A 24,793-nucleotide genomic window follows, 5' to 3' on the forward strand; every position below is an offset into this window, starting at 1 on the left:
CGTCGAGAGTTGGGCCGCCCTTGCATGCAGCAGCCCATCTGCGACGACAACGTCAAAGCCAAGCTTCGGTTGCGACAGCCGCGGCCCCGGCTTGATCAGGCGCCCGTCTTGCCGTCCGGCGCGGCGACGGGCTTGGATTCTGGCGAGTTCTTTTGGCGCAGGACGATCGACAGGACCACGAGCACGGCGGTCGAGAGGAACTCGCTTTGCCAGTTCTGGAAGGATTCGAACCAAAGTTGCGGGTCGGCGAGATAGGCCAGAACGCCTTGGGCCACCTGACCGTGCTCGGCCGCCTCCTGGGCGGCCTGCTTGGCGCTGAACACCCAGTGCAGGACGAAAGCGGCCATGAACAGCAGAGCCAGGACAAGTCCGAGCGAGTGGGCATAGAGCCAGGCCAGAGGCCCGGCGCGGCGGGCCAGCGGCGGGGCGTCCTGCTCCTTGCTGGGCAGGACATCGCGCTCAGGGGCGTCAGGGTCCTTGGATTCCGAAGAACCGTGCTGGAAGAGATAGGCCGTCAGCACGACGTAGACGGCCATCTGCAGGAACTCGCTCTCCCAGTTCTCAAACACGGTCGAGATGAAGGCAGGGTCGGATAAGTAGCTGATCAGTCCGATCCCAGGCTCGCCATGGCGCCGCAGATCCTGCAGCGCCACACGCCATCCCGTCAGCCACTGACCGACCAGACTGGCGGCGAACATCGCCATCAGCACGATCGTCAAGCCGTTGCGCTTCAGGAACCGAACCATTCGGGAAAAGTCGCCTGGCAGGTCGGTTGGTTCCACGACCCTCATTTGCGTGGACGGCATCCAGCCCACCGGCTTGCCGGAGGGGGATGGTCGATGTCGAAGGACGCTTGATGGGATCTCCCCGACACCCACCGCCCTCCTGCGCGTTGAGATGAGGGCGCGGCGCGAGCCGCGCTTGGTATCGCCGCAAGGAGAAGCTTGATGTTCGAGGCGCCGTTGTCCGATCCCGCCCAGGCAGGGCCCATTCCCGCGCCAGCCGCCCCCGAGGGCGCCGACCTGCTGATCCGCGGCAAGCCGCACGACGAGGCGTTCTGGGACCAGCATCCGGACATCGAGCGCTACAAGGTGGCGATGAAGGCAGGCCAAGCGCAGGTCGAGGACTGGGAAGTGCTGATCTGGCTCAAGCCGGACCTCAAGGAGGCTTCGGGCCCGGCCGAGCGCGGCAACTTCCCCAATCGTCCGGCCGACAATGTCTTCGAGGTGCACGCGGCCGAAGACCTTGGGTTTTTCGACCGTCATCCAGAGATAGCCGCCTGGCGCGCCGACATCGCCCTCAACGAACACGGCTCTGGCGCGGTCCACAAGGTCGAGGTGTGGATGAAGCCGCCGCCGGCAGGCTGAGGGCTCTCCGCGCGCTCCGATCCTCGGAAGGACCAGGGCGCCCATGGGCATCGGATCGGGCGCCCGGACGGGGCCCGGCGATGGGGCAGGGCGAGCCCACGAACGCCTCTGTACCGGCTTGTCGGGTTCGTGCGTGGCCGGTCTGCTCGAACGATCGCTGGGGAGAGGCCTAGTTTTCCTGCGCGTCGGGCTGGAGGCCGCGGGCGCCGCCTTTCCACACGATCCGTTCATCCTGACCGCGGACGCTGATGTGCAGGCAGATCGTGGTGTGATCGCAAAGGGCGTGGTCGCGAAGGATTTCGGAGACCAGCAGCAAGGCCTGCCTGATCGCTGCGGACTGGTCGACGGCCTCGACCTTCTCGGTCGTCGTTGCGCCGTCGCTGTCGATGTCGAAGTGAAAGGTGCTCATGGCCGCAAGCTCGGAGCGCTCTGAATGACGCGCGCGGTCTCCCGCGTCAGCCCAGCCCTTGGCCGACGCCTGAAACCGGCGCTATCGCCTCGCCAGCCTTCAGCCCGACGAAGTCTGGACCAGCGATCAGGGCGCTGGGCGTCAGAGCGGTTGGTGGACAGGGTCATCGAACAGAAATCCTCGATGAATGGAGCGCCTTGACCCTCGGCCGCCGACCTGGGCGGGCGGGCGAGACCGGACCTCTCCGTAGCTTGCGCCGCCAGTCGAGTGGCTGGCTCGAGCCGGGTTTGAAAGAAGGCCGTCGCGCGGCCGGGCGTTCCCCGAAGGCTCCGCGACGATCAATTGATCACGCCGCCCATGCATCACGCCCCGTGCTCGCTGGAGCTCTGCCGCCTGCTGACAGGCCCGTCAGCCGCGTCGGTCTGGGGCTGAAAGGCTTCTGGATCAAAGTCGCCCAGCGCAGATAGTCGATCCCAATCGAGGATCTGCAGGACGCCGTTCTTGACGACCGCCATGTGATCGTCGCGAAGACCACGCAGCACCCTATGGATATGCACGACCGAGAGGCCCAGGGCGTCGGCGATGTCGCCTTGTACCGCCGGCAGGGCGCAACGGTTGTCCTTGGCCAGGCCCAAGCTCTTCTGGCGCCAATAGATCTCGCAAAAGAGATTGGCCGTGCGGGCCGCCGCAGACCGGCGGCCCAGGCTGATCACGCGATTGCGCTGCGCCCGCGCCTCGGTCAGCACCGCCCGGCAGAGGGTCGCCAGAAAGCTGGCGTGATCGCGCAGCATGGCCCGAAGCTCCAGCGGGCTCAGTTTGCGCACTTCACAAGACGCCAGCGCCCGCACCTCGTAATCGCTTTCTACGAAGAGGCCGGCCAGGTCGATCAGGTCGCCGGGGGTGGCAACGCTGAAAATCTGGCGACCGCCGTCGCTCAAGACCGTTTGCTTAATGGCCAACCCGCGCGCCAGGAGCCGCAGGCAAGAGCGTTCGCCGGCCGCCATGATGAGATCGCCAGATTCGAACGTCTCCGACGTCAGCGCGCACGTCGACAGGCGCTCGCGCACGCCCTCGCGCAAAGGCCCGAACCGGTCGAGACTGGCGATCAAAAGGCGGTTCAAGATGGCGAATCCGCTGGGGCGCGCGCAATGACGGCGATCCGAATGTCATCGCGCCAGACCTCGATCTCGTCACAACTGCGGTGCTCGGCCAGCAGGGCGTTGGCCCGCTGCACGGGGTCGATCGTCTCGATGTCCAGGTCGACGAACGTTGTCCTGCAATCGTCTGTGACGCCAATAAAGATGAGCGGACTGAGCAAGGAATCCTCCAGGCGCAGGGATTCTAGGCCCATCGCCGCAGGTCCGCGTTGATCTAGGTTATCGGCCAGAACGTTTGACGGCCTAAAATGCGTCGTCCTTGAAGGGAGAGGGGAGGTCCCCCAACTCGCCATGTCGCAAGCCCCCATGATCACGCCGCTCATCGAAAAGATGGCCAGGCGCGACGTCATCACTCCGATCGAGCGCGAGGCGCTGGCCAATCTCCTGGGGGCGACGCGGCGGGTCGCCGCCGGCAAGGCGCTGGTGGAGCCCGGCGACCGGCCCAATTTCAGCACCTTCGTGGTCAGCGGCTTTTGCGCCCGCTTTACGCTGACGCCGACCGGCGGGCGCCAGCTCACCCAGATCAATATCGGCGGCGACTTCGTGGACCTGCACAGCCTTCTGATGCGGCAGATGGACCACGGCGTCGTGGCCTTGGCCGACTGCGTCGTCGCGCCGGCCGCCCACGAGGACCTGCGACGCCTCACCCAACAGCATCCCCACCTGACGCGGTTGCTATGGCTGGAGACGGTGGTCGATGCGGCCATCCACAGGCAGTGGCTGGTGGCGCTTGGCCAACAGAACGCGGCCAGCCGCCTGGCGCACCTGATCTGCGAGCTCTATCTGCGGCTCGAAGCGGGGGGCATCGCGTCGGATTTGAGGTTTTCTCTGCCCATGACCCAGGTCGACCTTGGTGACGTGCTGGGTCTTACCCAGGTGCACGTCAATCGCGTGCTGATGGACCTGCGTCGCCAGGGGCTCCTGGACTGGAAGGCGGGTCACGTGACCGTCAACGACTGGGAGGCCCTGGCGCGGCTTGGCCAGTTCGACCCAGCCTATCTGCGCCTTCAGAACGATCCCGTCTAATCGCCGCGGCCATGAGGGTTGTGTGACCAAGGCTTGCGGCCCCCGATAATTATCAGGTCGCTGGGAAGCCAAAAGCGAGCCTGACAATCAGCCTTCCAGCTCACGATCAGCGCCTCAGGCCGCACGGGAGGGCGTGCTGATCGTGGGCGCCGCGGCGGGAGCGCGCGATCGGAGGATGGCGTGGATGATCAGCGCGGCGGCGTGCTTTCGGCTTTGGGCCAGGCCCTGCGCGCGCGTTCGTCCGTCACGCTCGAAGGTCCGCCAAAGCCATTGGCCTTGGCTAGGCGAGATCGTGAAACGGAAGATCGCATCGTCCGCGCCGATCCCGGCCTGCCCGACCACCGCCGACTGGACGCAGGACCCCGGCGCGGTCATGCCGGCGCGCCCAGCGGATAGGCAAAGCCGTCCGGATTCTGACGCCAGGCCTGGGGGCTTGGCGCATCTCGCACATGAACCTTGATCCTGGCCGGTCGGGGCCAGAGGCGCGCCAGGCGCCTGGCCTCTGCAATCGCACGCCGGCGCGCAGGGAAGAACAGAACCTCGCCAGTATCGGCGATCTTCACGCACCACCCGCCATCGTAGGGCAGGACATCGAAGAGGGTCGTCATGGCGATCACTCGGCCGCGTAGACCAATGGGCGGGCGTGGGCCCAAAGATGGGCGCGATAGGTCTCAAAGCACTGCTCACCGCAGATCAGACGCATCACCGCGCCTTCGGCGATGTACCGGGCGCGCATGGGATCCTCCGCCACGAGCGGGAGCAGGGCCTCGGTGTTCCAGGCCTTGGAGTGCTCCACATCCAGATGGGCGTGAAGCGCGAAGTACTTTCGGGCTTCTGGCGAGACGCCGACACGCTTGAGACCAGCATCGACGCAGGTCACCCGGCCGGGCGCAGTCAGTTCGACCACGCCCAAAGCGCCGACCGAGTGCCACGCGTAGCGGCGCGTGGTGGCGAAAGCCGTCATCGTGTTGGCCAGGCAAAGCGATTGCCACAGGGTGGTGTCGATGGTCGGTGTCAGGCCCAGGGTCGCGGTCGTTCGCGAGAGCATCGGGCCGTGCATGCCCTTGGCGCTGCCGCGACCCATCTCGTCCCAGTAGTTGCGGGCCAGTTCCAGCTTGGCGCGGTCGGGAATCTTGACCTGGGTCAAGGCGACCAGATCGTCGAAACCGGCCTCGCCGGCCGCCTCCTGGGTCAGGAACCATTTGATGTCCTCGAGGCTGGCCGCGTCCTGCAGCCAGTCGAACAATGGGTCCCATTGGCCGGGACCATGGTCCTTGAGCGCCTCGAACCAGGACACGAAGGCTTCGGCCTCCTGCGGGACCGTCTCGACCAGCGGCGCGACGTGGGCGCGGAAGGCTTCGATGAACTCGCCCTCCACCTCCTTCATGAGGCGCTCTCGCGCGATCGCATGGCGCCAATCAGCGCTCGGGGCCTCGGGCGACAGACGATAGTGGTTCCAGTGCGCCAGGCCCTTGTGCAGGGCGTCGGCGTCAGGAAATTGCGGGCTGAAGGCGCCAAGGCGCGAGAGGCGATCGCCACCAAACATGGTTTGCACTCCGATCGGGCGGGAGCCGGTTGGGCGTGAATGCAGATTGCGCATCCTTACCGTCTCCCGCGGTTGCACTGGCCGCGTCACCGGCGGCGAGCAGCACAAACGAGAGGTCCAAGCGCGCGTTCCAATGTCGGATGGCCGGCTCAGCGACTGAGCCTCGCGAAACGGCCTTTTTCCTTGGCGGCGCGAGGGTTCATCGGGCGGCTGTCATTTGATGGGCGCGATACGCCTGGACCTTCGCCTTCGGAACAACGGCGACGGCGGGCGGTTGATCCGCCGAACCCAGGAGATCGAGGATGTCCGAAGAGACCATCGGCCGCGCGCTGCAAAGCGACGCGCCGCTGACCGCCGCCGTGCACCAGCGCGACATCGCCCACGAGGTCGCCGAGGAGCGCGGCTGGCGCCAGGCCGCCTTGGTGGGGCGCACCGTCACCATCAATCGGCCGCGCGCCGAGCTCTATGCGTTCTGGCGCGATTTTCGAAACCTGGCGCGCTTCATGGAGAACGTCGAAAGCATCACGCCCAGCGACGCTCGCCGCTGGCGCTGGGTGGTCAAGGCGCCGGCGGGTAGGACCGTGGCGTGGGAAAGCGTCCTCACCGACGAGGTCGACAACGAGCTTCTGGCCTGGGAGTCGGTTGAAGGCGCCGACATCAAGAACTTCGGGCGGGTGGAGTTTCGCGATGGTCCCCCCGGACGCGGCACCGAGGTGACCGCCACCATCGTCTACGAGCCGCCGGGGGGAGACCTTGGCAAGCTGATCGCCAAGCTGTTCCAGAAAGAGCCCAAGATCCAGGCGCGCCGAGAGCTGCGCCGTTTCAAGCAGTTGATGGAGACGGGCGAGATCTCCACCGCGAAGACCTCCAACGCCGCGCCGCAAGGCTGACCCCAACCCAATTGATGGAGCCGCCGATGCGCGCTTTGACCTGGCACGGCAAACACGACGTGCGGATGGACACCGTTCCAGACCCCAAGATCGTCAATCCCCGCGATGCGATCATCAAGATCACCTCGACCGCGATCTGCGGCTCTGATCTTCACCTTTACGACAGCATGATCCCTTCCATGGAGCGCGGGGACATCCTGGGCCATGAGTTCATGGGCGAGGTCGTCGAGACCGGCCCCGGCTCGACCTTGCAGAAGGGCCAGCGCGTCGTGGTTCCGTTCGTGATCGCCTGCGGCAAATGCTTCCATTGCGAGAAGCAGCAGTTTTCCGGATGCGAGAACTCCAACCCCGCCGAAACCCAGGATCTGGGCGAGATCGCCTATGGCACGGCGATGACGGGCCTGTTCGGCTATTCGCACATGACCGGCGGCTATGCCGGCGGCCAGGCCGAATATGTACGCGTGCCCTATAGCGACGTCGGTCCCATCGTCATTCCCGACGGGCTCGAAGACGACAAGGTGCTGTTCCTGTCGGACATCCTGCCTACCGGCTGGATGGCGGCTGAGAACTGTCAGATCGAGCCGGGCGATACCGTGGCGGTCTGGGGCTGCGGGCCCGTTGGTCTGTTCGCGGTCCAGAGCGCGCTGATCCAGGGCGCGCACAAGGTGATCGCGATCGACCACCACCCGCACCGCCTGGAGTTGGCCAGGTCGATGGGCGCGCAGGTGATCAACTATCACGACGTCAAGGTCCGCGAGGCTCTGATGGCTATGACCGGGGGCATCGGCCCCGACGCCTGCATCGACGCGGTGGGGATGGAGAGCCATGGTTTCTCGATCGACAATGTCGTGGACGCGGTGAAAGTGGCCACGCGGATCGGCACCGACCGAGCCCATGTCCTGCGTGAGGTGCTGATGGCCTGCCGCACCGGCGGGCGGGTCTCGATCCCCGGCGTCTACGGCGGCATGGGCGACAAGATCCCGATCGGCGCCCTGATGGAGAAGGGCCTGCAGATCCGCACTGGCCAGACCCACGTCCACAAGTACCTGCGGCCGCTTCTCGACCTGATCGGCGAGGGGGTCATCGACACCACCTTCCTGATCAGCCACCGCCTGCCGCTGGAGAGCGCTCCTGACGGCTACAAGATGTTCAAGGAAAACCAGAACGAGGTGACCAAGGTCGTCCTCAAGCCCGACTGGCAGAAGGAAGCCGCCTGATGATCGAGGAACAACGCCCCCTGGCCGTGGTTACCGGCGCCTCGTCGGGCATCGGCTACGAACTGGCCAAGTTGGCGGCTGAAGACGGTTACGACCTGGTGATCGTTGCCGACGAACCGTCCATCGTGGAGGCCCATGCCGGTCTCGAACAGCACGGCACGCGGGTCCAATCCCTGCAGGTGGACCTGTCGACCACGCAAGGCGTCGACCAACTGGTGGACCTGATCGGCGATCGCTCCGTGGACGCCCTGATGGCCAACGCCGGCCGAGGCCTGGGTCACGGCTTCCTTGACCAGGACTGGGACGAGGCCCGGTTCGTGATCGACACCAACATCACCGGTACGGTCTATCTGATCCAGCAGGTGGCCAGGGACATGCGCGATCGCGACCGCGGGCGGATCCTGATCACCGGCTCGATCGCCGGCCTGATGCCAGGCTCGTTCCAAGCCGTCTACAACGGCACCAAAGCGTTCCTCGACAGCTTCGCCTGGGCGTTGCGTAACGAGCTCAAGGACACCGGCGTCTCGGTCAGCTGCCTGATGCCGGGTCCGACCGACACCGAGTTTTTCGACCGTGCCGACATGCTCGACACCAAGGTCGGGGCCGATCCCAAGAAGGCCGATCCCGCCGATGTCGCGCTCGCGGGCTATCGCGCCATGCAAAAAGGCGAGGGCGACGTCGTGGCCGGCTTCAAGAACAAGCTGCAAGCGGCGATGGCGGCGGTGACGCCCCAGAGCGTGCTGGCCGAGCAGCATCGCAAGATGGCCGAGCCGGGGTCGGGAGACCGATGATCGGCGTCCAAGAGCCGGAGGCTTCGCCGAAGGCTGGGGACGGGGATGCGGCCCTGGAGGCGCCGCCGCCGCCGCCGCTCGACCCCAACCGCAAGACCGATGCGACCTGCGACCCGACGGCGGACGATCCGGGCAACGGCGCGGACTGAGGGAACAGCACCAAGCGGTGGCTTCACGGCGATAGGAGAAGGTTATGAGCGACAAGCCCAATACTGAAGGGCGCCAGTCCAACGCGGCGTTGCCGCCGGGGGAGCGACCTGGGTTGGTCTCGGAGAAGGGAACTGTTCGCACTGGTAAGGCCGAGCAGAAAGCCGCCGGACCCGACGGTCCCAGCGCCGCCGAGGTCGGCGACACGTTCAAGGGCAAGGCCCCGTAGGTCGTGGCGACACACGGGACCTCTGATCCCGATTTCCTCCGACGGTTCTCCCGAACAACCCTCATTTGATGGCCGCGGAACGAGGCCCATCGCTCCGCTTTCGGTCTTCACTCCCAGGAAGGATCCGATGGCCAGAAATTGCTCTCAAAGCAGCCCGACATGAGCGGGCTGCGTCGGCGCATACGATCGATCGCCCTTTTCGAGCAACTCGGTCCTGGCCTCGTGACCGGGGCGGCTGACGATGACCCCTCTGGTATCGCGACCTATTCCCAGACAGGCGCTCGGTTCGGCTACGGCCTGCTTTGGACGATGTTGCTGACCTATCCGCTGATGAGCGCCATCCAACTGGTGAGCGGCGAGATCGGACGGGTCACGGGCCGGGGTCTGGCGCGCAACATGGGAAGAGTGATCGCAGCGCCCTTGGTCACCGGCCTCGTCGCGCTCCTGTTCATAGCCAACACCATCAACATCGGCGCTGATCTGGCGGCGATGGGCGCGGCCTCGCAACTCTGGGCTGGCGGCGGCTCCCATTGGTTCACCGCCGGCTTCGCCATTCTGTCGCTACTGTTGCAGATGTTCGTGCCCTACAGGCGCTACGTCCGCTTTCTCGCATGGCTGACCTTGGTTCTGTTCGCCTATGTCGCCGTTCTGATGGTGGTGAAGTTGGAGTGGACGCAGGTGGGTCGCGGGCTGATTTGGCCCGATCCGGCCGTCTTCCGATCCAAGGATGCGATCACCACGATCGTGGCGATCTTCGGGACCACAATCAGCCCTTATCTTTTCTTCTGGCAGGCCGCCCAGGAGGTGGAGGAAGTCGATCAGGATGACGACGCCCTGCCGCTGCGATCGGCGCCGGAGCAGGCCAGGCCGGAACTGCGCCGCATCAAGCTGGACACCTTTCTGGGCATGGCGGTGTCAAACCTGATCGCCCTGGCGATCATGATCGCCACGGCCGCCACCTTGCACGCCCAGGGCAAGACCGAGATCGCCACCGCCGCGGACGCAGCCAAGGCTCTGGAGCCGGCCGCCGGCCATTTCGCCTTCCTGCTGTTTTCCCTGGGCATCGTGGGAACGGGCCTGCTGTCGATCCCCGTGCTGGCCGGTTCGGCCGCCTACGCTGTGGGGGAGACGCGCGGCTGGAAGTGCGGCCTGGACAAAAAGCCCTGGGAGGCCGTGGGCTTCTACGCGGTGATCGGGGCGGCGACGCTTCTGGGCATCGGTATCGACCTGGCCGGGATCGACCCCATCAAGGCGCTGTTCTGGAGCGCGGTCATCAACGGCGTCATCGCCGTGCCGATGATGGTGGTGATGATGCTGGTGGTCTCGCGCCGCGACCGGATGGGCGGCTTCACCGCCGGACCCTGGCTAAAAGGTTTCGGATGGCTGGCGACAGCGGTGATGGCGCTCGCAGCCGGCGCGATGCTGGTTGGCACGGCCCTGGGAGCAACTTGATTAAGACCGACTCTCAGCTAGCTCGGCCAAAGGAACGGCCCTTCTCTACGTGTCTTATTTCAACAAGCATTTCAATCCTTTGAGGAGAGCGTCCCATGGTCGCCGCCGCCAAGTCCAAAGCCGCCGCCAAGACCCGCCGCACGCGTCGCACCGGGCGTCGCGATCCCCTCGCCATCACCTTGCTCAAGAAGGACCATCGCCAGGTCGAGGATTGGTTCGACGAGTACGAGCAGCTTGAGGACGACAGCGAAAAACTGGCCCTGTTCAACAAGATCGCCCTGGCCCTCAAGGTCCACACCCAGATCGAGGAAGAAATCTTCTATCCGGAAGAGCGCGGCGAGGTGGAGGACGACATGCTGGACGAGGCCTATGTTGAGCACGACGGCGCCAAGAAGCTGATCGCCGAGATCGAGGCGATGCAGCCGGGCGAAGAGTTCTACGACGCCAAGGTCAAGGTGCTGGGCGAGTATATCAAGCACCACGTCAAGGAAGAGGAGCAGCCGGGTGGCATTTTCGCCCAAGCCAAGAAGGGCGATGAGGATCTGGACGCCATGGGCGAGCGCCTGAAGGCTCGGAAGGAAGAGCTGATGGCGACGATGGGCGCTGAGCGAGCGAACTGACGGGTGGCCGAGGCGCTAGACCCTATCCTGACGCCGCAACTGGACACCTTGACGCGACGAGTTCTGGAGAAGGCCTGCGCCCAGGACTTGAAGCTGGGCACGGCGGAAAGCTGCACGGGAGGCCTCCTGGCCTCCCTGCTGACCGACGTGCCCGGCTGTTCGCACGCGTTCGAACAAGGCTTCGTGGTCTATTCCGACGACGCCAAGCATCGGCAGCTGGGCATCCCCCTCGAAATGCTGGCCGGCGGCGGCGCGGTGTCACAGGACGTCGTCCTGGCCATGGCCAGCGCCGCCCTGGCCCGCTCCCAGGCCGACATCATCCTTGCGGTGACGGGCTGGGCCGAGGACATGGGCGATCCTGAAAAGCCTGGCGGACTGGTGCATTTCGCCTGCGCCCGACGCGACAGGCCGACCCATCATCGTAAGGTCGAACTTGGTGTCATCGGCCGCCAAGACTTCCGGCTGGCATGCCTGGCGATCGCCATGGACATGTTGGTCGTCGCGGTCTCCACGTGATCGCAACCGCGGCAGATGCCAAACCTCGATCCGTGACCAGGAGAACCCTCTGCGTCCAGGTCGGTGGCCGCCAATCGTTCGTTGGCCGCGGAACCCCTGGCGACCCTCATCGACGTTTGAGCTAAGCGAGCGCCATGCAACCTAGGTCATGCTGAACTGTTTGCAGTGCAGCATGGAGATTTAGCATGCGTATCGCTCGATGCAGATGCGGGTCGGTGTCCGCCCAGTGCATGGGAGAGCCTGTGCGCGTTTCGGTCTGCCATTGTCTTGCTTGCCAGCAGAGAACCGGCAGCGTTTTGGCGTCCCAAGCTCGATTTGAAGAGTCCTCGGTCGCCATCGGCGGTCGGACCAGCACCTATATTCGGACGGCCGATAGCGGTTCCAGGGTCCTCTACATGTTCTGCCCGCACTGCGGCGACACGATTGCCTACGTCAATGAAGGCGAGCCTGATCTGGTGGCCATCCCTATCGGCGCATTCGCCGACCCTTCGTTCCCGGCGCCGACCGTGTCGTTCTACGAGCATCGCGCGCATCAATGGGTGCTGATTGCGCTACCCGGTGGAGACCATCGTCTTTGAGGAAAGCTGCCGATACGTCGGGCGAGCGAGAGAAGATCGGCCCGTCCGCCCGGTGGCCAGGCGGATGTGACCGTCATCGCCGCTCGCGGTCGGACGCCACCCTTGTCCCGACCTCTGCCGCGGCCGCAGCTCAGGGCGCCGCCCTCAGCGCGCTTCGGATCGGCTTCCGCCCAGCTTCGGTCCTTTCGGACCCTGCAGCCGGGGCCCCGCGAAGCCGCCCCTCCGCTTGCACACCCGCTCTCGCCGAGGGGCATGGGTTCGATGCCGAACCCCTGCCTTTAAGGATGAGGATCATGGGACAAGCTGCTGAAGGCCTTGAGCCTCGCATCTATGTGGCCTGACTTGCCGCCTATAATAGCGGCCTCCTCGTCGGCGCTCGGATCAAGGTCAAGGACGACCCTCACGCCAGCGGAAGCCGAGGAGGACGGGCGCGGTGAGGAGGCGTGGTGAAGGCGCAGGCCCCTGAAGAGATCAATCAGGCCTGCCCGGCGAGCCGCTGCGGCTGTGAGGGAACCGGCGCGCTTGCCCGTGGTTGTGGCAGGCGAAGCCAACAACCTGCAAGGAGACGTCATGACCGACACCGGCATTTCTCAAGCTAATGTACGCCATCGTGACAAGGCCAAGGAGCAGCTTGGCGCGGCCGGCGCGTCGGCCAAGGACGCCTACGGCAGCCTCCGGACCGGCGCCGAAGAGCTCTATGCCGGCGGCCGCGAACATTTCCAGGACGGCCGCCAGGTCATCGAGGAGAAGGTTCGCGAAAGGCCGACCCTGGCGCTGACCGCCGCGATCGGCGTCGGCGTCCTGCTGGGCCTGCTGCTGCGCGGTCCGCGCACCGTCTACGTCCGCGTGCCGGCCACCACCCGGCCCTAGTCTTGGAGGTAGGCCCCGCGCCCTGATGGCCGGGGCAGGTCGTCCTGGACGAGACGCCCAGAACAACTGGGCCAAGCGGGTCTGATAAGTTGCCAGCTCAACAAGGCCGCGCTGGTATCTAGCGCGGCCACAAGGCCGGATTGGCGGCGACCAGTCCTGGTGTCCTGGCTAAGCTCAGCATCGGTGTGCAGGCCTAGCGCCGCCGGGTGCTCCGTGTATCCCGCCGTGCCGCGATCCGAGGCGCTCCGTCTAAGGGATCGGCGCACCCAAGGCGTAGAATGTCCGGCTCGCAGCGGCTCGACCGCCCCGCCGTCGGCGACGAGCCGCGCTTGGCGACCGTCTGCACGAATCTCGGATCTCGAGGGTCTTTAAGTCTCGGCGGCGGCGAGGGCGATCTTCAGAAGGTCCTGGCTCGCGCCTGCGCGGATGATCGGAACGTCGATCAGCACATCGGCGGCAAGAACGCCGTCGTGCTCGATGGTTTCGGCCATCGCGACCAGCGGCAAATCAGGAGACAGGGCCTTGAGGACGGCGAGCCGGCGCAGGTCATCCTCGTAATGGTCGGGCCGCAGACCGGCGATCACCAAATCCACCTGCGACAACGTCGGAAGGCGATCCAGATCAGCCTGCTCGGCATCGACGACCTCCCAGCCGCGCGCCTCCAAAGCCGCGCGGGTCTCGCCACCGCAATGGTCGGTCAATACCCGGACCATGAAACCTCCCTCCCGCGCCTTGAGTCTGGACACGCCAAAAGGTCTGGCTGTCCCGTTCATCAGGCCAAACCACGGGGCTCGCCAGACGGTTCCTGGCGAGGGACGGTGGGCGATGAAGGCGCGGAGCCACAGCTTGCCTTCTTTAGCCGCAGCCATCTTTTGATAGGCGAGGAAGGTGATTTTGGCCCAGCCCGCTGCAGCGTGAAACCATCGGCGCCCCGATCGCTTATTGCGCCGGATGACAGACAGGCTGGCCTGAATGACCGCACATCTTGACCCCGTGGCGCTGATCGGACTGGGCGCTGCCCTCTGCTCGATGAGTAGTTTCGTGCCTCAGCTGATCAAGATCTGGCGCGAGGGCGATGCTTCGGCCGTCTCGCTGCGAATGTTCGCCCTGACGGTCGCCGGCTTCACGCTGTGGGCGGTCTACGGCGTCTTGCGGGGAGGCTGGCCGCTGGTGCTCAGCAATCTCGTCTGCCTGGGACTGTCGGCGGCGATCCTGATTTCCAAGACGATCCTGGAACGTCGCTCAGCCTGAGGACCTAATCGCCGCAGCTGTCCAAGACGCTAGCGCATCATGCCGCGCCGACTTCGGGAACGCGAACATGCGAGCCAAGGCGGCTCATCACCGCGTGGAGCGCGGTAAACTGCACCGGCTTGGCCATATAGCCGTCCGCTCCCGCCTGCAGGCCCGTCGCCCGGTCGGTCTCCCCGGCGCTGGCGCTCAGCATCACGATGGGCACGCAAAACCCCTCGAGCCGAATGGCTCGGACGGCCTCCAAGCCGTCCATGACCGGCATGTTGACGTCCATGAGGACCAGGTCGAAGCCGCCTTGACGCACGGCCGCCAGGCCTTCCGCGCCGTTCTCGGCAACGACGCACAGGTGCCCAAGGCCCTCGAGCCAGGCGGCGAGGATGCGCTGGTTGGCCGGGTGATCCTCGACGACCAAGACCCGGCGCGCCGGCGAATCTGCATCTGGCGCCTCGGGCTCAGAGAGGATCTGGGGCGCGGCGCAACGGACGAGCGGCAGATCGATGACGAACCGTGCGCCTGCATGGCTCGGTTCAAGGTGAAGATCCCCGCCCAGCAGGCCGGCCACCCGTCGCGAAATCGCCAGGCCAAGACCCGCCCCGCCATGGCGGCGCGTGCTGGAGCTGTCGACCTGGCTGAAAGCCTGGAAGAGGCGGGCCTGGCCTGCGGCCGTCACGCCTGGACCGGTGTCGGCGACCGTAATCCGTAGGCGCTCGGACCCCGGCGACTGGGTCGCCTCGACATGGACGTTTACGGCGCCGCCGTCGGTGAACTTCACCGCGTTGGACAGCAGGTTGTGGAGCATTTGGCTGAGGCGGATCGGGTCGCAGAGCAAAGCCTCCGGGGCCTGCGGCGCAAACGTCACGTCAAGCGCCAGCCCCTTCTCCTGAGCCCTCGGCCTCCAAAGCGCCGCGATGCGACGCACAAGCGGCGCAAGCTCGACATCGACGAGCGAAACCTCGAGCTTGCCCGCCTCGATGCGCGCGAAATCCAAGATGTCGTCCAGCAGGCACGCCAAGGTGCGACCCTGCTCGTCGATGACCGCAACCAGTTCCTGCGCCGGCTCGTCCAAGGCGCCGTTGCGCAACAACTGCGCTGCGCCCAGCACCCCGTTCATGGGCGTCCTCAGTTCGTGGCTGATGACGGCCATGAACGCCGACTTTGCGTCGCTGGCCGCGGTCGCCTCGTCGCGGGCGATTTCCAGAGCCGCGATCAAGCGCGCCTGCTCGGCCTGGAAGGCGTCGATCTGCGCCTTGTGAACCCGTCCGAAGAAAGCCTTGGTGAGGATCGCCGAGCCCGCCACGCCGACGCCCGCCAGCAGCGCCCAACGTCCCGGCTCGCTGCGCGCCGTCGCCAGCACATAGGCCAGCACCACCAGATATGGCGTTGCAACGATCAGGGCGCGTCTGGGCAGATGCCGAAACTGCGTCGCAACCAGCAGCACTCCGGCGAACAGGAAGGTGATGGTCGCGGCCAAGGCCCAGGGGCCGTGCGTTCGCCACGCCCATAGCGGGGCCATGGCCCAGGCGGCCGAGGTCAGGGTGGCGATAACGGTCAGCTCGGCGCCGACGCTGACCCGGGCGCTCCGCGTCAAGGCGCGCTCAACCCGTCCCCGCACCAATCCCAAGACGCAGCAGGCGGCGAACCAGCCCAGGGCGACAGAAGGGCCGCAGCACACGCCGAGCAACAGGGCCCAGGCCGCCAACAGCCAATAGCGAAGGCCCTGGGCGATCACGATCGTCGATACGCTCGCGCGGCCGTCGCTTTCGGCCGGAGCGACCAGAAGGACATGGTTGGACGAGGTGTGGCCCTGCGGTGAGGACGAGGATGCGCGCGAGCTCATCGTCCTAGTTCACATGCAGGTGCTTAAGAGTCGATTATATCGATGTCGATATTTTCGACTCCGGCCGACCTTTTGATGTCTCGGCGAAGTTGGTCTAGAACCTGACATATGGCGCAGAAAGATCCTGTCACCGCGTTCCCGATCGGGTCGCAAGGTGCGTTCGACGAATTGCGGGTCGATCAACAGCTCTGCCTGGCGCTGCAGACATCAGACAGCCTGGTGACGAGGCTCTATCGCGAGATGCTCGCGCCCCTGGGCCTCACCCATCCGCAGTATCTCGTTCTGATCTCGCTGTGGCAGGAGAATGGTCGGGCGGCGATGGGCGACCTTCGGCGGATCCTGTGCATGGACACCGGCGCTGTCACACCGTTGGTCAAACGCATGGAGAGCAAGGGCCTGCTTGTCCGCTCGCGCGATGACCTGGACGAACGCAGGGTTTGGGTCGATCTGACGCCCCAGGGCTGGGCCCTGCGCGAAAAGGCCCTGGAGGCGCGGCGCTCCGTCGTGCGCCAGTTGCCGTTGACCGACGCTCAAATCGCCGCCTTGCGCAGCGAGCTGCAGGCGATGAACGAGGTGCTGCTGACGGCGCTCCGAGACTGATCGCAGCTCTTAGACGACCTCCTCGCGCCAGGATCGGCCAATTCGTTGTTAAAGCTATGAACCTCGCTGGCGGGTGGGGTGTTCAGCCGACATGACCAACACAGCCCTGATCCCCTCAGCTCTCATCGGCGCCGTCGCCAGCGCCCGATCGATGACCCCGATGGCCACCATCGCTTCGGCGCGCCTGGCGGGGCGCTCGACGCCGGGCAAGCTCGTGCTGCTCGACCATCCGCTGTTCAAATTCGGCGCCCTGGCCATGGCGGTCGGCGAGCTGCTTGGCGACAAGATGAAGTCCGCGCCCGACCGCACGGTGTTCCTGGGCCTGCTGGCCCGGATCGCCAGCGCGGGCATCGCTGGCTCGGCCCTCGCCCCGCGCGGTCGCGAGAAGGCCGGCGCGGGGGTTGCAATCGCCACTGCCGTACCGCTGGCTTACCCGACCTTGGCCGGGCGCAAGCGGGCCATGGCCAAGTTTGGCCAGACGCCCAGCGGCCTCGTCGAGGACGCCCTGGTCGTCGCTGCGGGCGTGGCGACCATCGCCTTCTTCACACGCCAGCCGTGGGGCGCCCGCGGGTGACGAAGTCGCCCTTGCGACAGGTCGCCAGGCCCTCTTGTCCCTGCAATCAACATGGCCTGCTGGCCTGCCAGGAACCGGCGGCCAAGCCTGACCGTTGGCACGGCGAGACGGGAGGGATGGCGCCTTGGATGCGAACGCGGTTTATGCCCGGGCCTTGAGCCGGGCCTTCGGCGGGGCCCTGCTGTTTTCTTTCCCGCTCTTGATGACCATGGAGATGTGGTCGCTGGGCATAGCGGTGGAGCGCTGGCGCCTGCTGGTCTTTCTGCTGCTGACCCTGCCGATGCTGATCGGTCTATCCTACTACGCCGGCTTCGAGCCGACCTTCCGGCTGAAGGACGAGGTGCTGGACGCCCTGGCCGCCTTCGGCGTCGGCTTCCTGCTGGCGGCCGTGCTGCTGGGTGTCTTCGGCGTGCTGCGGCGCGACGACATCCTCACCCAAGCTGGCCTTGGCAAGATCGCTCTGTGCGCCGCGCCAGCAGCCGTAGGCGCGCTTCTGGCCGGCAAGCAGTTGGGCGAGCGCGGGCCCGGCGCGCGGGAGAAGGAGCGCGCCGGCCCGCTCAGCGAACTCTTCCTGATGGCGGTGGGCGCGGCGTTTCTCGCTTTCAACGTCGCCCCCACCGAGGAGATGGTGCTGATCGCCTACCAGATGGGGCCGTGGGCCACCCTGGCCCTGGTGGCGATCTCCATCCTGCTGCTGCACGTCTTCGTCTATCAGCTCGGCTTTCCGGGCGAGACGCGACGCCGCGAGGCCGGCGACTTTCGCCGCACCTTCGTGGCCTTCACCTGTCCTGGCTACGGGGTCGCCCTGCTGATGAGCCTCTACCTGCTCTGGACCTTCGGGCGCACCGATGGGGTCGCCGCCCACGAGATCGCCACCATGACCGTCGTCCTTGGCTTTCCCGCCGCCATCGGCGCGGCCACCGCGCGCCTGGTGATCTGATGGCCCAGAAACCCAAAGCCGCAAGTCGATCGCCGGCCTCCCGGTCGAAGGGCCCGCCAAAGCCGGCGCCGGTGAAGGAAACGCCGGCCCTGGAATGGGCCTCGGCGGCCGTGGGGCTGGCCCTTGCAGCCACGGCCATCGGCTTCACGGCTTGGGACGCCTTGTTCGGCGCCAAGGGGCCGCCGGCCATCGAGGTGAAGCTGGTCGAGGTCACGCCCACGGCTCACGGCTATGTCGCGCAGGTGGAGGCTTTCAATCACGGCGGGGAGCCGGCCGCCCAGGTCCAGATCGAAGGCGTGCTGTCGAGCCAGGGCGCGCAGCAGACCTCGGGCTTCACGATCGACTATGTCGCCGAGGGCTCCAAGGCGTCGGGCGGTCTGGTCTTCGAGAAGGATCCGAGGGCAGGCGAGCTGATGCTGCGCGCGACGGGTTTCGCCGATGCGTCCTGAAGGCGTTGAACGCTAGTGGCGCCAGAGGAATGGCGCTGATTGCCAGATGATCGCGATGGTCGCGAGCGCGGAGGCGCAGGCCGAAAGGCGCTGGACGAAAACGCCGCCGAGGCCGGGTCGCCTCGAAGCGCGCAAAGCCCTCGAAGCCAAGGTGGCCGCGGCGCCAGCGCAGGCGAGCGTGAGGATCGCGAGGAGCCAACCGAGGGAGGCCTGATGCTCCGGCCCGGTGATGTCGGCGAGGCTGGCGATCGCATAGGCGGCCAGGAAATGTCCTGCCCAAAGGACCAGGCCGCCGAGCATTGAAAGCCAGGTGTTCATGCCAACCCTGCAGGGAAGAGGCGCATGACGCCGAGCCCGACGAGGCCCTGGCCGGCGGTGTAGGCCAGAAAGAGGCCGACCAGCTCGATCGTGGCCGGCCGGTTCGGGCCAACATAGCCGTACAGCCGTCGCAGCAGCACGTAGAGCGCCATGATCGCCGCTACGGCGACAAAGAAACCTTGCCAGGCCAGGACGGCGTGGACGATCGCACCTTGGGCGTTTGCCTGCGGCCTTAGGCCGGTCGCGCGCCAGGCCGACAGGTCGATCCCGAATGACAATCCCAGCAACAAGACGGCGGCCAGGATCATGATCGTGGCCAGCCATGGTCGCGCCAGCGCTCGTCTGGCCGACAAGGCCAGGATTCCGGCCGCAAGGGCCGAAGCCGTCGGGACAATGAGCGAGGCGACGTTCGGCGCTGGTCGCCAGGCGTCGGGATTACGGCTCCAAAGAAAGACGTAGGAGAACACCGACATGGCCAGCACCATGCCGCCGACCACCAGGGTCACCACCATGGCCCACCAGCCGGTGCTCGACGGTCCGCTGGCGTAGGTCGGCAGCTCGATCCCGGCCCCGACGTCGACCGTCTGCTGCGGCAGGGGATGGTCGAGGAACCAGCACCAGCGCAGCACGCAGACGATGGCCAGTACGCCGCTGAGCACTGAGGCGGCGTAAGCCTGCACGGTCAGCAGCAGGAAGAAGCCGGCGGTGAACACCGCCGCCCAGACGTGCCAGCCCGACGGGACGGGCATGCGCAGCAGGTGCTGGGGCTCGGCGTTGACCGGGCTGGTCACCAGGGTCTCGCGGCCGCCGGTCGGCGCGCCGGGCAGGAAATAGCGGCCGGCGGCGACGTCGCGGGCGAGATTCTTCTGGTCCCAGAGCGGATAGAGCGAGGTCACCACCGGGATGCTACGGGTGGAGTAGAGGCCCGCCGGCAGCCATTCGAGTCCGCCGCCCTCGTAGACGTTGCCGGCCTCGCTGGCGCCGAAGGGACGGAAGTTGCGGATCATGTCGATCACCCAGATCAGCACCCCGGCGGCGAAGACGAAGGCGCCGATGCTGGAGATGAGGTTCGGCCACTCCCAGTCGCGGCCTGCAGCATAGGTGTAGACGCGTCGAGGCATCCCCATAAGGCCGGTCAGGTGCATAGGCAGGAAGGCCAGGTGCATGCCGGCGAACATCAACCAGAACGTCCAGCGGCCCAGCCGCTCGCTCAGCGGGCGGGCGGAGACCATGGGTGTCCAGTAGTAGATCGCCGCGAACAGCGGAAAGACCATGCCGCCGATCAGCACGTAGTGCAGGTGGGCGACGATGAAATAGGTGTCGTGGGCCTGCCAGTCGAAGGGGACCATGGCCGCCATCACGCCCGTCAGCCCGCCCATGACGAAGATCAGCAGCGAGCCGAGCACGAAAAGCCCCGGCGCATTGAACTTCATCCGGCCCGAGGCGACCGTGGCGATCCAGGAAAAGACCTGCACGCCAGCGGGCAGACTGACGGCCATGGACGCGGCCGAGAACATCCCGACGGACACGCCCGGCAGGCCGGTGGTGAACATGTGGTGGGCCCAGACCCCGAAACTGATGAAGCCCGTGGCCAGGAAGGCCAGCACCACCAGCCAGTGACCGATCAGCGGCGTGCGCGCCACGGCCGGCACGATGGTCGACATCGCGCCCGCCGCCGGCAGGAAGATGATGTAGACCTCCGGGTGGCCGAAGAACCAGAAGAGGTGCTGCCACAGCATCGGGTCTCCGCCGCGCGCGGCGTCGAAGAACGGCCAGCCCAGGGCGCGCTCCAGCTCCAGCAGGGTGGTGGCCAGGATCACCGACGGGAAGGCGATGATGATCATGCCGGCGAACACCAGCATGGCCCAGGCGAACACCGGCAGCTTGTCCAGGGTCATGCCTGGCGCGCGGGTCTTCAGCACCCCGACGATGATCTCGATGGCCCCGGCGATGGCCGAGATCTCGATGAAGCCGATGCCCAGCAGCCAGAAGTCGGCGTTGATCCCCGGCGAGTAGGTTGTCGAGGTCAGGGGCGGATACATGAACCAGCCGCCATTGGGCGCGAGGCCGAAGAACAGCGAGCAGAAGAATGCCAGGCCCCCGATCAGATACGCCCAGAAGGCGTAGGCCGACAGGCGCGGGAAGGGCAGGTCGCGCGCGCCCAGCATCTGCGGCAGCAGCAGCACGCCCAACGCCTCGACCGCCGGCACCGCGAACAGGAACATCATCACCGTGCCGTGCATGGTGAAGATCTGGTTGTAGGTCTCCTGGGCCAGCACGCCCTGCATCGGCAGGGCCAGCTGGGTGCGCATCAGGAGCGCCAACACCCCGGCCAGCACGAAGAACAGCATGGCCGCGCCGACGTAATAGACGCCGACATAGTTGTTGTTGATCGCCATGATCCACTGCCAGCCCTTGGGCGCGCACCAGATCGCTTCCAGTTGCTCCAGCTCGCCCTTCGGCCGTCGTCCTTTGGTCGGGAAGCGTTCGTAGAGGGTGGGGTCGAAGCCGGTCTCGGACTGGACGGGAGGGCCGCTCACTTCAGGCTCTCCAGATAGGCTGAGACGTCGCGTAGTTCCTGGCCGCTGAGCACCGGATAGGCCGGCATGCGGTTGCCGGGCTTGATCGCCTGGCTGTCGCCGATCCAGCCGGCCAGGGTTCCCTGGTTGTTGGGCAGGACGCCCGCGCCGAGGGTGCGTCGGGCGCCCACATGGGTCAGGTCCGGGCCCGCCAGTCCGTTGGCGTCCGTGCCGCGAATGGCGTGGCAGGCGCCGCAACCAGCGCGATCGAACACCGCCTTGCCGCTGACCAGGGCCGATGCGGGGACGGCAGGCGCAGCCTGCCTGGCTTTCCAGGTCTCGTAGTCGGCCGGCGCGTGGGCGACGACGACCAGGGCCATCAGCGCATGCGGCCCGCCGCAGAACTCGGCGCATTGGGCGCCGTACTCGCCGGGCTTGTCGGCCTGGATGCGCAGGATGTTGCGGCGGCCGGGGATCATGTCGAGCTTGCCGTTCAGTCGCGGGATCCAAAGGCTATGGATGACGTCGGTCGACTCCAGCTCCAGCGCCACGGGGCGGCCGGCGGGAATATGAATCTCGTTGGCGTCCTGGAAGGCCTCGGCGCCGGACGCATCCAGATAGGCCACGCGCCACCACCACATCTCGCCGGTGACCCGGATACGCAGCTCGCCGGGCCTTGGCGGCTCGCTCAGCTTGTGGGTCAGGGTCAGGCCCCAGGCGAGTAGGGCGCTCAGCACCACGACCGGGAAGGCGATCCCCGCGATCCAGACGAGGCGCTCGCCGCCCAGTTTCTGCCGCCAGGCGCGCGGCGCGAACAGAGCCAGGGCCAGGGCGATGACGACGATCGCCAGCACAGCGGCGGTCATGGCCAGCAGGCCCCAGGTCAGGCTGCTCAGCGGCGCGGCGAACGGTCCGGCTGGATCGAGCGCGGGTGGCGGCCAGCCCTTAAGGCTGTCGTGAGCGGGCGGCGCGTCAGTCGGCATCGAGCGTATAGAGGTAGGCCGCGACGTCGCGGGCTTGGTCTTCGGCCAGACCTGAGGCGGGCATTGCGGTGTCGGGAGCCATGGCCGGCGCGTCGCGCAGCCAGGCCACCAACACGTCGGGGCGATTTGGAAAGCGGCCGGCGATCATCGTCTGGCTCGACATGCCATCAAGCGGTCCGCCCACCGCGCCGCGCGGCCATTTCAGGCCCGGAACGCGATGGCAGGCGCCGCAGCCCTCAGCTTCGATCAGGGCCAGGCCTCGGGCCGGATCGGCGCCGAGGATCTGCCGCTCGGGGATGGCCTTCTCGGCGCAGGCCACCAACGTCGCGCCGGCCAGGCCGATCATCGCCGCATGGGCCGTTCTGGTTCCACCGTTCAAGCCTGCCCCTCACGACGTTCCAGGGCTGAACCCGTCGGAACAGTCGCGGTTCCGCCGGGTTTAGGCGGGGTGGGCCATCAGACCGTGCTTTTCGCCATCCTAGCCGTCGCCGGCGCCGTGTCGGCCTGCGGCCGCGCGCCTGGCGAGACCGATCGCCGCCTGAGCATCGACGGCCGCACCGTGGCGATGAGCGGCGGCGCGGGCGGGGCGGCCAAGGCCTGCTTCTCCTGTCATGGCCTCGACGGCATGGGCGACGGCATCTCGATCCCGCGCCTCACAGGCCTCGACGCCGGCTATCTGCAAAAGCAGATGGAGGACTACGCCTCAGGCATTCGTCCCGACAAGGTCATGGGGCCCGTCGCCAAGCCGCTCGACGACCGCTCCCGGCGCGCCGTGGCGGCCTATTATGCCAGCCTGCCCGTCAGCTCGAGCCCGGCCTCGGCCGCGCCGCCGCCGATCCTCTGGACGCAGGGCGATCCCAAACGCGGCCTCCCGCCCTGCGCCGCCTGCCATGGCGCCGAAGGGCAAGGCGTCGGTGGGGGCCAGCCCGCGCTGGCCGGACAGCCGGCCGCCTACACGCTGGATCAACTGAAGCGCTGGAAGCGGGCTGCGCGCCGCAACGATCCGCGCGGAGTGATGGCCACGATCGCCGCCAAGCTCACCGAAAACGAAGCCGCCGCCTTAGCGGCCTGGTCAGAGACGCAACCTGCTTCTCCAGCGCTCGCCAGCGGCGTTGCCAGCGCGTCCGCCGTCGCGGCCGCTGCGGCAGGATCGGCAGCATCCCGTGAAGGACGTCGTCGCGATCGATGAGGTGGTGCTTCAGCGCCGCCCCCACATGAATCGGGATCATGGCCACGAGGCTCAGCGCCAGGCCCCAGTGCAGCCACTCGGCGACGGCCTCGATGGTCCAGAGCGTCGAATGCGACAGCTCGCGGAACGGCAGCAGGGGCCAGGGCGCGAGGTTGAGCAGGGTCAGTTCCGTCTCGCGGCTGGTGGCCGACACCATCGCCCAGCCGCTCAGAGGCAGACCGAACAGGCAGGTATAGAAGACGTAGTGGGTGATATGGGCGGCGACGCTTTCCCAACCGGGCTTGTCGGCGTCGTTGATCACCGCCGGCGCGAACAGCCGCCAGCCGACGCGGCCCAGCACTAGGACCAGCATCAACACCCCGACCATATAGTGCAGCTCATAGGCCGCCTGCATCTCGCCGCCGGGTGTGGTGCGGCCCATCCACCAGCCCCAGCCGATCTGGAACACCACCAGCGCCGCCATGGTCCAGTGGAAGACGATGGCCACCGGCGAATAGCGGCCCTCGTCGGCATGGCCGGCCGCCCATTCGAAGATGTTCTCGATCAGCCGGTCGATCATCGGGCGGCGACCGTCGCCATGCCGCGAAGCTGGCGACCCAGCAGCACCAGAGCCGCCGCCAGATAGGCGCCAGCGGCGGGGATCCACATCAGCAGTCCCGCCATCTGCTGGTCCTCCACCGGCGACAGCCCCCAAGCGACGGTGGTCAGGGCGTGCGGCGCGTAGAGGGCGCGCGGCATGAAGGTCAGCAGGGCGCCCAGCAAACCCATCTGCACCGTCGTCGCCAGCAGGGCCGCGACGCCGGCGGGGGCAGGGGCGTTTCGGACCGAACGCCAGAACAGCGTCGCGCTCAGCAGCAGGCTGGCCTGCATTAGCCAGTAGACGCCATCGTTCGACATCGCCGCGCCGTAGAAGGCCGGGACGTGCCAGATCCAGAACACGGTCGCGAAGGCGAGGGTGCTCAAGGCTAGACCCTTCGCTCGCTCAACCGGCGGCAAGGCCCAGGCCAGCAACGGCGCGGCCAGGCTGGTCAGCAGCACGTGGTGCAGCGTGCGGGCCGAGAACAGCGCCGAACTGAGCGCGCAGAGGGGCGATACGAAGCTGACCAGCAACGCCGCCACGGCCGCGAAGGCTAAGCCGCGCCTGGTCGGCGCTGTGATCCAAAGCCAAGCAGCTATCAGCGCCAGCGCGCCGAGCAGCAGTGGGTCGAGGTTCCAGCGGCTCCAGATATCGGCCGGCGAGGGGCCGGCGCCGCAGTAAGGCGTCCAGGTCTCCATGGCTCAGCCTTTCGGCAGGGCGTAGGCGATCACGTAGTCGCCC

The 24,793-nt window shown here is 66.8% G+C and carries 32 protein-coding genes and 1 pseudogene; 18 read left to right on the forward strand and 15 right to left on the reverse strand.

The features are described 5' to 3' along the window. Nucleotides 1-95: 95 nt before the first annotated feature. The gene (locus SGCZBJ_RS01685) at nucleotides 96-746 is read right to left on the reverse strand and encodes a DUF6766 family protein (protein ID WP_101716305.1); all 651 of its coding nucleotides are present in this window, start codon (nucleotides 744-746) and stop codon (nucleotides 96-98) included. 201 nt (nucleotides 747-947) lie between these two features. Here SGCZBJ_RS01685 and SGCZBJ_RS01690 point away from each other — a divergent pair, with 201 nt between their 5' ends. Next, the gene (locus tag SGCZBJ_RS01690; protein ID WP_101716306.1) at nucleotides 948-1,367 is read left to right on the forward strand and encodes a hypothetical protein; all 420 of its coding nucleotides are present in this window, start codon (nucleotides 948-950) and stop codon (nucleotides 1,365-1,367) included. A 169-nt stretch (nucleotides 1,368-1,536) separates the two neighbouring features. Here the strand turns inward: SGCZBJ_RS01690 and SGCZBJ_RS01695 are convergent, their stop codons facing one another. The 3 genes from SGCZBJ_RS01695 to SGCZBJ_RS01705 form a co-directional block, all read right to left on the reverse strand. Next, entirely contained in the window at nucleotides 1,537-1,776 is a 240-nt protein-coding gene (locus SGCZBJ_RS01695) for a DUF6894 family protein (RefSeq protein WP_101716307.1), read from the reverse strand. Between the two features lie 362 nt (nucleotides 1,777-2,138). Then, a complete protein-coding gene (locus SGCZBJ_RS01700; protein WP_101716308.1) occupies nucleotides 2,139-2,897 on the reverse strand; it encodes a Crp/Fnr family transcriptional regulator in 759 nt (252 codons plus the stop codon). After that, nucleotides 2,894-3,094, reverse strand: a complete 201-nt coding sequence (locus SGCZBJ_RS01705; protein ID WP_133149163.1) for a hypothetical protein — start codon at nucleotides 3,092-3,094, stop codon at nucleotides 2,894-2,896. The genes SGCZBJ_RS01700 and SGCZBJ_RS01705 overlap by 4 nt, the downstream gene beginning before the upstream one ends. A gap of 130 nt (nucleotides 3,095-3,224) precedes the next feature. Here SGCZBJ_RS01705 and SGCZBJ_RS01710 point away from each other — a divergent pair, with 130 nt between their 5' ends. Further along, nucleotides 3,225-3,959: a Crp/Fnr family transcriptional regulator gene (locus tag SGCZBJ_RS01710; RefSeq protein ID WP_101716310.1), complete on the forward strand. Its 735-nt coding sequence runs from the start codon at nucleotides 3,225-3,227 to the stop codon at nucleotides 3,957-3,959. A 114-nt stretch (nucleotides 3,960-4,073) separates the two neighbouring features. Here SGCZBJ_RS01710 and SGCZBJ_RS01715 read toward each other — a convergent pair whose 3' ends face one another. The 3 genes from SGCZBJ_RS01715 to SGCZBJ_RS01720 are packed head-to-tail and all read right to left on the reverse strand — an operon-like array spanning nucleotide 4,074 to nucleotide 5,505. Beyond that, nucleotides 4,074-4,334 (reverse strand): hypothetical protein, encoded by a 261-nt coding sequence (locus SGCZBJ_RS01715; RefSeq protein WP_101716311.1) that lies wholly within the window; start codon nucleotides 4,332-4,334, stop codon nucleotides 4,074-4,076. Next, nucleotides 4,331-4,567: a DUF2188 domain-containing protein gene (locus SGCZBJ_RS25220; protein WP_133149164.1), complete on the reverse strand. Its 237-nt coding sequence runs from the start codon at nucleotides 4,565-4,567 to the stop codon at nucleotides 4,331-4,333. The genes SGCZBJ_RS01715 and SGCZBJ_RS25220 overlap by 4 nt, the downstream gene beginning before the upstream one ends. A 5-nt stretch (nucleotides 4,568-4,572) precedes the next feature. Continuing rightward, complete coding sequence (locus SGCZBJ_RS01720; protein ID WP_101716312.1) at nucleotides 4,573-5,505, reverse strand: iron-containing redox enzyme family protein; 933 nt, start codon at nucleotides 5,503-5,505, stop codon at nucleotides 4,573-4,575. Nucleotides 5,506-5,807: 302 nt separating this feature from the next. Between SGCZBJ_RS01720 and SGCZBJ_RS01725 the strand changes: the two genes are divergently transcribed. The 10 genes from SGCZBJ_RS01725 to SGCZBJ_RS01765 all read left to right on the forward strand — a co-directional run bounded on the left by SGCZBJ_RS01725 (nucleotide 5,808) and on the right by SGCZBJ_RS01765 (nucleotide 12,815). After that, nucleotides 5,808-6,395 (forward strand): SRPBCC family protein, encoded by a 588-nt coding sequence (locus SGCZBJ_RS01725; RefSeq protein WP_101716313.1) that lies wholly within the window; start codon nucleotides 5,808-5,810, stop codon nucleotides 6,393-6,395. 26 nt (nucleotides 6,396-6,421) lie between these two features. Continuing rightward, a complete protein-coding gene (locus SGCZBJ_RS01730; RefSeq protein WP_101716337.1) occupies nucleotides 6,422-7,612 on the forward strand; it encodes a zinc-dependent alcohol dehydrogenase in 1,191 nt (396 codons plus the stop codon). Then, complete coding sequence (locus SGCZBJ_RS01735; protein WP_101716314.1) at nucleotides 7,612-8,403, forward strand: SDR family NAD(P)-dependent oxidoreductase; 792 nt, start codon at nucleotides 7,612-7,614, stop codon at nucleotides 8,401-8,403. Before SGCZBJ_RS01730 ends, SGCZBJ_RS01735 begins: the two co-directional genes overlap by 1 nt. Continuing rightward, nucleotides 8,400-8,552, forward strand: a complete 153-nt coding sequence (locus tag SGCZBJ_RS25515; protein WP_165799214.1) for a hypothetical protein — start codon at nucleotides 8,400-8,402, stop codon at nucleotides 8,550-8,552. Before SGCZBJ_RS01735 ends, SGCZBJ_RS25515 begins: the two co-directional genes overlap by 4 nt. 44 nt (nucleotides 8,553-8,596) lie before the next feature. Beyond that, complete coding sequence (locus tag SGCZBJ_RS01740) at nucleotides 8,597-8,779, forward strand: hypothetical protein (RefSeq protein ID WP_101716315.1); 183 nt, start codon at nucleotides 8,597-8,599, stop codon at nucleotides 8,777-8,779. A gap of 159 nt (nucleotides 8,780-8,938) precedes the next feature. Next, nucleotides 8,939-10,231, forward strand: a complete 1,293-nt coding sequence (locus tag SGCZBJ_RS01745; protein ID WP_101716316.1) for an NRAMP family divalent metal transporter — start codon at nucleotides 8,939-8,941, stop codon at nucleotides 10,229-10,231. A 95-nt stretch (nucleotides 10,232-10,326) separates the two neighbouring features. Beyond that, nucleotides 10,327-10,851, forward strand: a complete 525-nt coding sequence (locus tag SGCZBJ_RS01750) for a hemerythrin domain-containing protein (RefSeq protein ID WP_101716317.1) — start codon at nucleotides 10,327-10,329, stop codon at nucleotides 10,849-10,851. Nucleotides 10,852-10,854: 3 nt separating this feature from the next. Continuing rightward, the gene (locus SGCZBJ_RS01755) at nucleotides 10,855-11,367 is read left to right on the forward strand and encodes a CinA family protein (RefSeq protein WP_101716318.1); all 513 of its coding nucleotides are present in this window, start codon (nucleotides 10,855-10,857) and stop codon (nucleotides 11,365-11,367) included. 185 nt (nucleotides 11,368-11,552) lie between these two features. Further along, entirely contained in the window at nucleotides 11,553-11,945 is a 393-nt protein-coding gene (locus SGCZBJ_RS01760; protein ID WP_101716319.1) for a GFA family protein, read from the forward strand. Nucleotides 11,946-12,515: 570 nt separating this feature from the next. Continuing rightward, the gene (locus SGCZBJ_RS01765) at nucleotides 12,516-12,815 is read left to right on the forward strand and encodes a hypothetical protein (RefSeq protein ID WP_101716320.1); all 300 of its coding nucleotides are present in this window, start codon (nucleotides 12,516-12,518) and stop codon (nucleotides 12,813-12,815) included. A 368-nt stretch (nucleotides 12,816-13,183) separates the two neighbouring features. On the opposite strand, the gene SGCZBJ_RS01770 is transcribed toward SGCZBJ_RS01765, so the two are convergent. Next, nucleotides 13,184-13,528, reverse strand: coding sequence for a hypothetical protein (locus SGCZBJ_RS01770; protein ID WP_133149165.1), 345 nt, complete (start codon nucleotides 13,526-13,528; stop codon nucleotides 13,184-13,186). A gap of 259 nt (nucleotides 13,529-13,787) precedes the next feature. Between SGCZBJ_RS01770 and SGCZBJ_RS01775 the strand changes: the two genes are divergently transcribed. Continuing rightward, the gene (locus SGCZBJ_RS01775; protein WP_101716322.1) at nucleotides 13,788-14,066 is read left to right on the forward strand and encodes a SemiSWEET family sugar transporter; all 279 of its coding nucleotides are present in this window, start codon (nucleotides 13,788-13,790) and stop codon (nucleotides 14,064-14,066) included. A gap of 37 nt (nucleotides 14,067-14,103) precedes the next feature. Here SGCZBJ_RS01775 and SGCZBJ_RS01780 read toward each other — a convergent pair whose 3' ends face one another. Then, nucleotides 14,104-15,903 carry a response regulator gene (locus tag SGCZBJ_RS01780; RefSeq protein WP_101716323.1) on the reverse strand — a complete coding sequence of 600 codons (1,800 nt, stop codon included), beginning with the start codon at nucleotides 15,901-15,903 and terminating at the stop codon, nucleotides 14,104-14,106. A gap of 108 nt (nucleotides 15,904-16,011) precedes the next feature. Here SGCZBJ_RS01780 and SGCZBJ_RS01785 point away from each other — a divergent pair, with 108 nt between their 5' ends. The 4 genes from SGCZBJ_RS01785 to SGCZBJ_RS01800 all read left to right on the forward strand — a co-directional run bounded on the left by SGCZBJ_RS01785 (nucleotide 16,012) and on the right by SGCZBJ_RS01800 (nucleotide 18,466). Continuing rightward, complete coding sequence (locus SGCZBJ_RS01785) at nucleotides 16,012-16,503, forward strand: MarR family winged helix-turn-helix transcriptional regulator (protein WP_101716324.1); 492 nt, start codon at nucleotides 16,012-16,014, stop codon at nucleotides 16,501-16,503. Nucleotides 16,504-16,594: 91 nt separating this feature from the next. Next, complete coding sequence (locus tag SGCZBJ_RS01790; RefSeq protein WP_101716325.1) at nucleotides 16,595-17,077, forward strand: hypothetical protein; 483 nt, start codon at nucleotides 16,595-16,597, stop codon at nucleotides 17,075-17,077. A 124-nt stretch (nucleotides 17,078-17,201) separates the two neighbouring features. Further along, nucleotides 17,202-18,017, forward strand: coding sequence for a TIGR02587 family membrane protein (locus SGCZBJ_RS01795; protein ID WP_101716326.1), 816 nt, complete (start codon nucleotides 17,202-17,204; stop codon nucleotides 18,015-18,017). A gap of 71 nt (nucleotides 18,018-18,088) precedes the next feature. Further along, nucleotides 18,089-18,466: a hypothetical protein gene (locus tag SGCZBJ_RS01800; RefSeq protein ID WP_101716327.1), complete on the forward strand. Its 378-nt coding sequence runs from the start codon at nucleotides 18,089-18,091 to the stop codon at nucleotides 18,464-18,466. 12 nt (nucleotides 18,467-18,478) lie between these two features. Here SGCZBJ_RS01800 and SGCZBJ_RS01805 read toward each other — a convergent pair whose 3' ends face one another. From SGCZBJ_RS01805 to SGCZBJ_RS01820, 4 genes are read right to left on the reverse strand one after another with little or no spacing between them, the layout of a single operon-like run. Then, entirely contained in the window at nucleotides 18,479-18,784 is a 306-nt protein-coding gene (locus SGCZBJ_RS01805) for a hypothetical protein (RefSeq protein ID WP_101716328.1), read from the reverse strand. Continuing rightward, entirely contained in the window at nucleotides 18,781-21,324 is a 2,544-nt protein-coding gene (locus tag SGCZBJ_RS01810; protein WP_101716329.1) for a cbb3-type cytochrome c oxidase subunit I, read from the reverse strand. The genes SGCZBJ_RS01805 and SGCZBJ_RS01810 overlap by 4 nt, the downstream gene beginning before the upstream one ends. Further along, a complete protein-coding gene (gene coxB / locus SGCZBJ_RS01815) occupies nucleotides 21,321-22,286 on the reverse strand; it encodes a cytochrome c oxidase subunit II (RefSeq protein WP_101716330.1) in 966 nt (321 codons plus the stop codon). Before coxB ends, SGCZBJ_RS01810 begins: the two co-directional genes overlap by 4 nt. Further along, entirely contained in the window at nucleotides 22,276-22,632 is a 357-nt protein-coding gene (locus SGCZBJ_RS01820; RefSeq protein WP_101716331.1) for a c-type cytochrome, read from the reverse strand. Before SGCZBJ_RS01820 ends, coxB begins: the two co-directional genes overlap by 11 nt. Nucleotides 22,633-22,851: 219 nt before the next feature. Between SGCZBJ_RS01820 and SGCZBJ_RS25940 the strand changes: the two are divergent. Continuing rightward, nucleotides 22,852-23,298: pseudogene (locus SGCZBJ_RS25940) on the forward strand (c-type cytochrome); the annotation flags it as partial. A gap of 25 nt (nucleotides 23,299-23,323) precedes the next feature. Here the strand turns inward: SGCZBJ_RS25940 and SGCZBJ_RS01830 are convergent. Together SGCZBJ_RS01830 and SGCZBJ_RS01835 are read right to left on the reverse strand one after the other, a co-directional pair. Further along, nucleotides 23,324-24,034, reverse strand: coding sequence for a cytochrome b (locus SGCZBJ_RS01830; RefSeq protein ID WP_240621382.1), 711 nt, complete (start codon nucleotides 24,032-24,034; stop codon nucleotides 23,324-23,326). Then, complete coding sequence (locus SGCZBJ_RS01835) at nucleotides 24,031-24,750, reverse strand: cytochrome c oxidase assembly protein (protein WP_101716333.1); 720 nt, start codon at nucleotides 24,748-24,750, stop codon at nucleotides 24,031-24,033. The genes SGCZBJ_RS01830 and SGCZBJ_RS01835 overlap by 4 nt, the downstream gene beginning before the upstream one ends. Between the last annotated feature and the right edge of the window lie 43 nt (nucleotides 24,751-24,793).

Source organism: Caulobacter zeae (assembly GCF_002858925.1).
Classification (GTDB): Bacteria; Pseudomonadota; Alphaproteobacteria; order Caulobacterales; family Caulobacteraceae; genus Caulobacter; species Caulobacter zeae.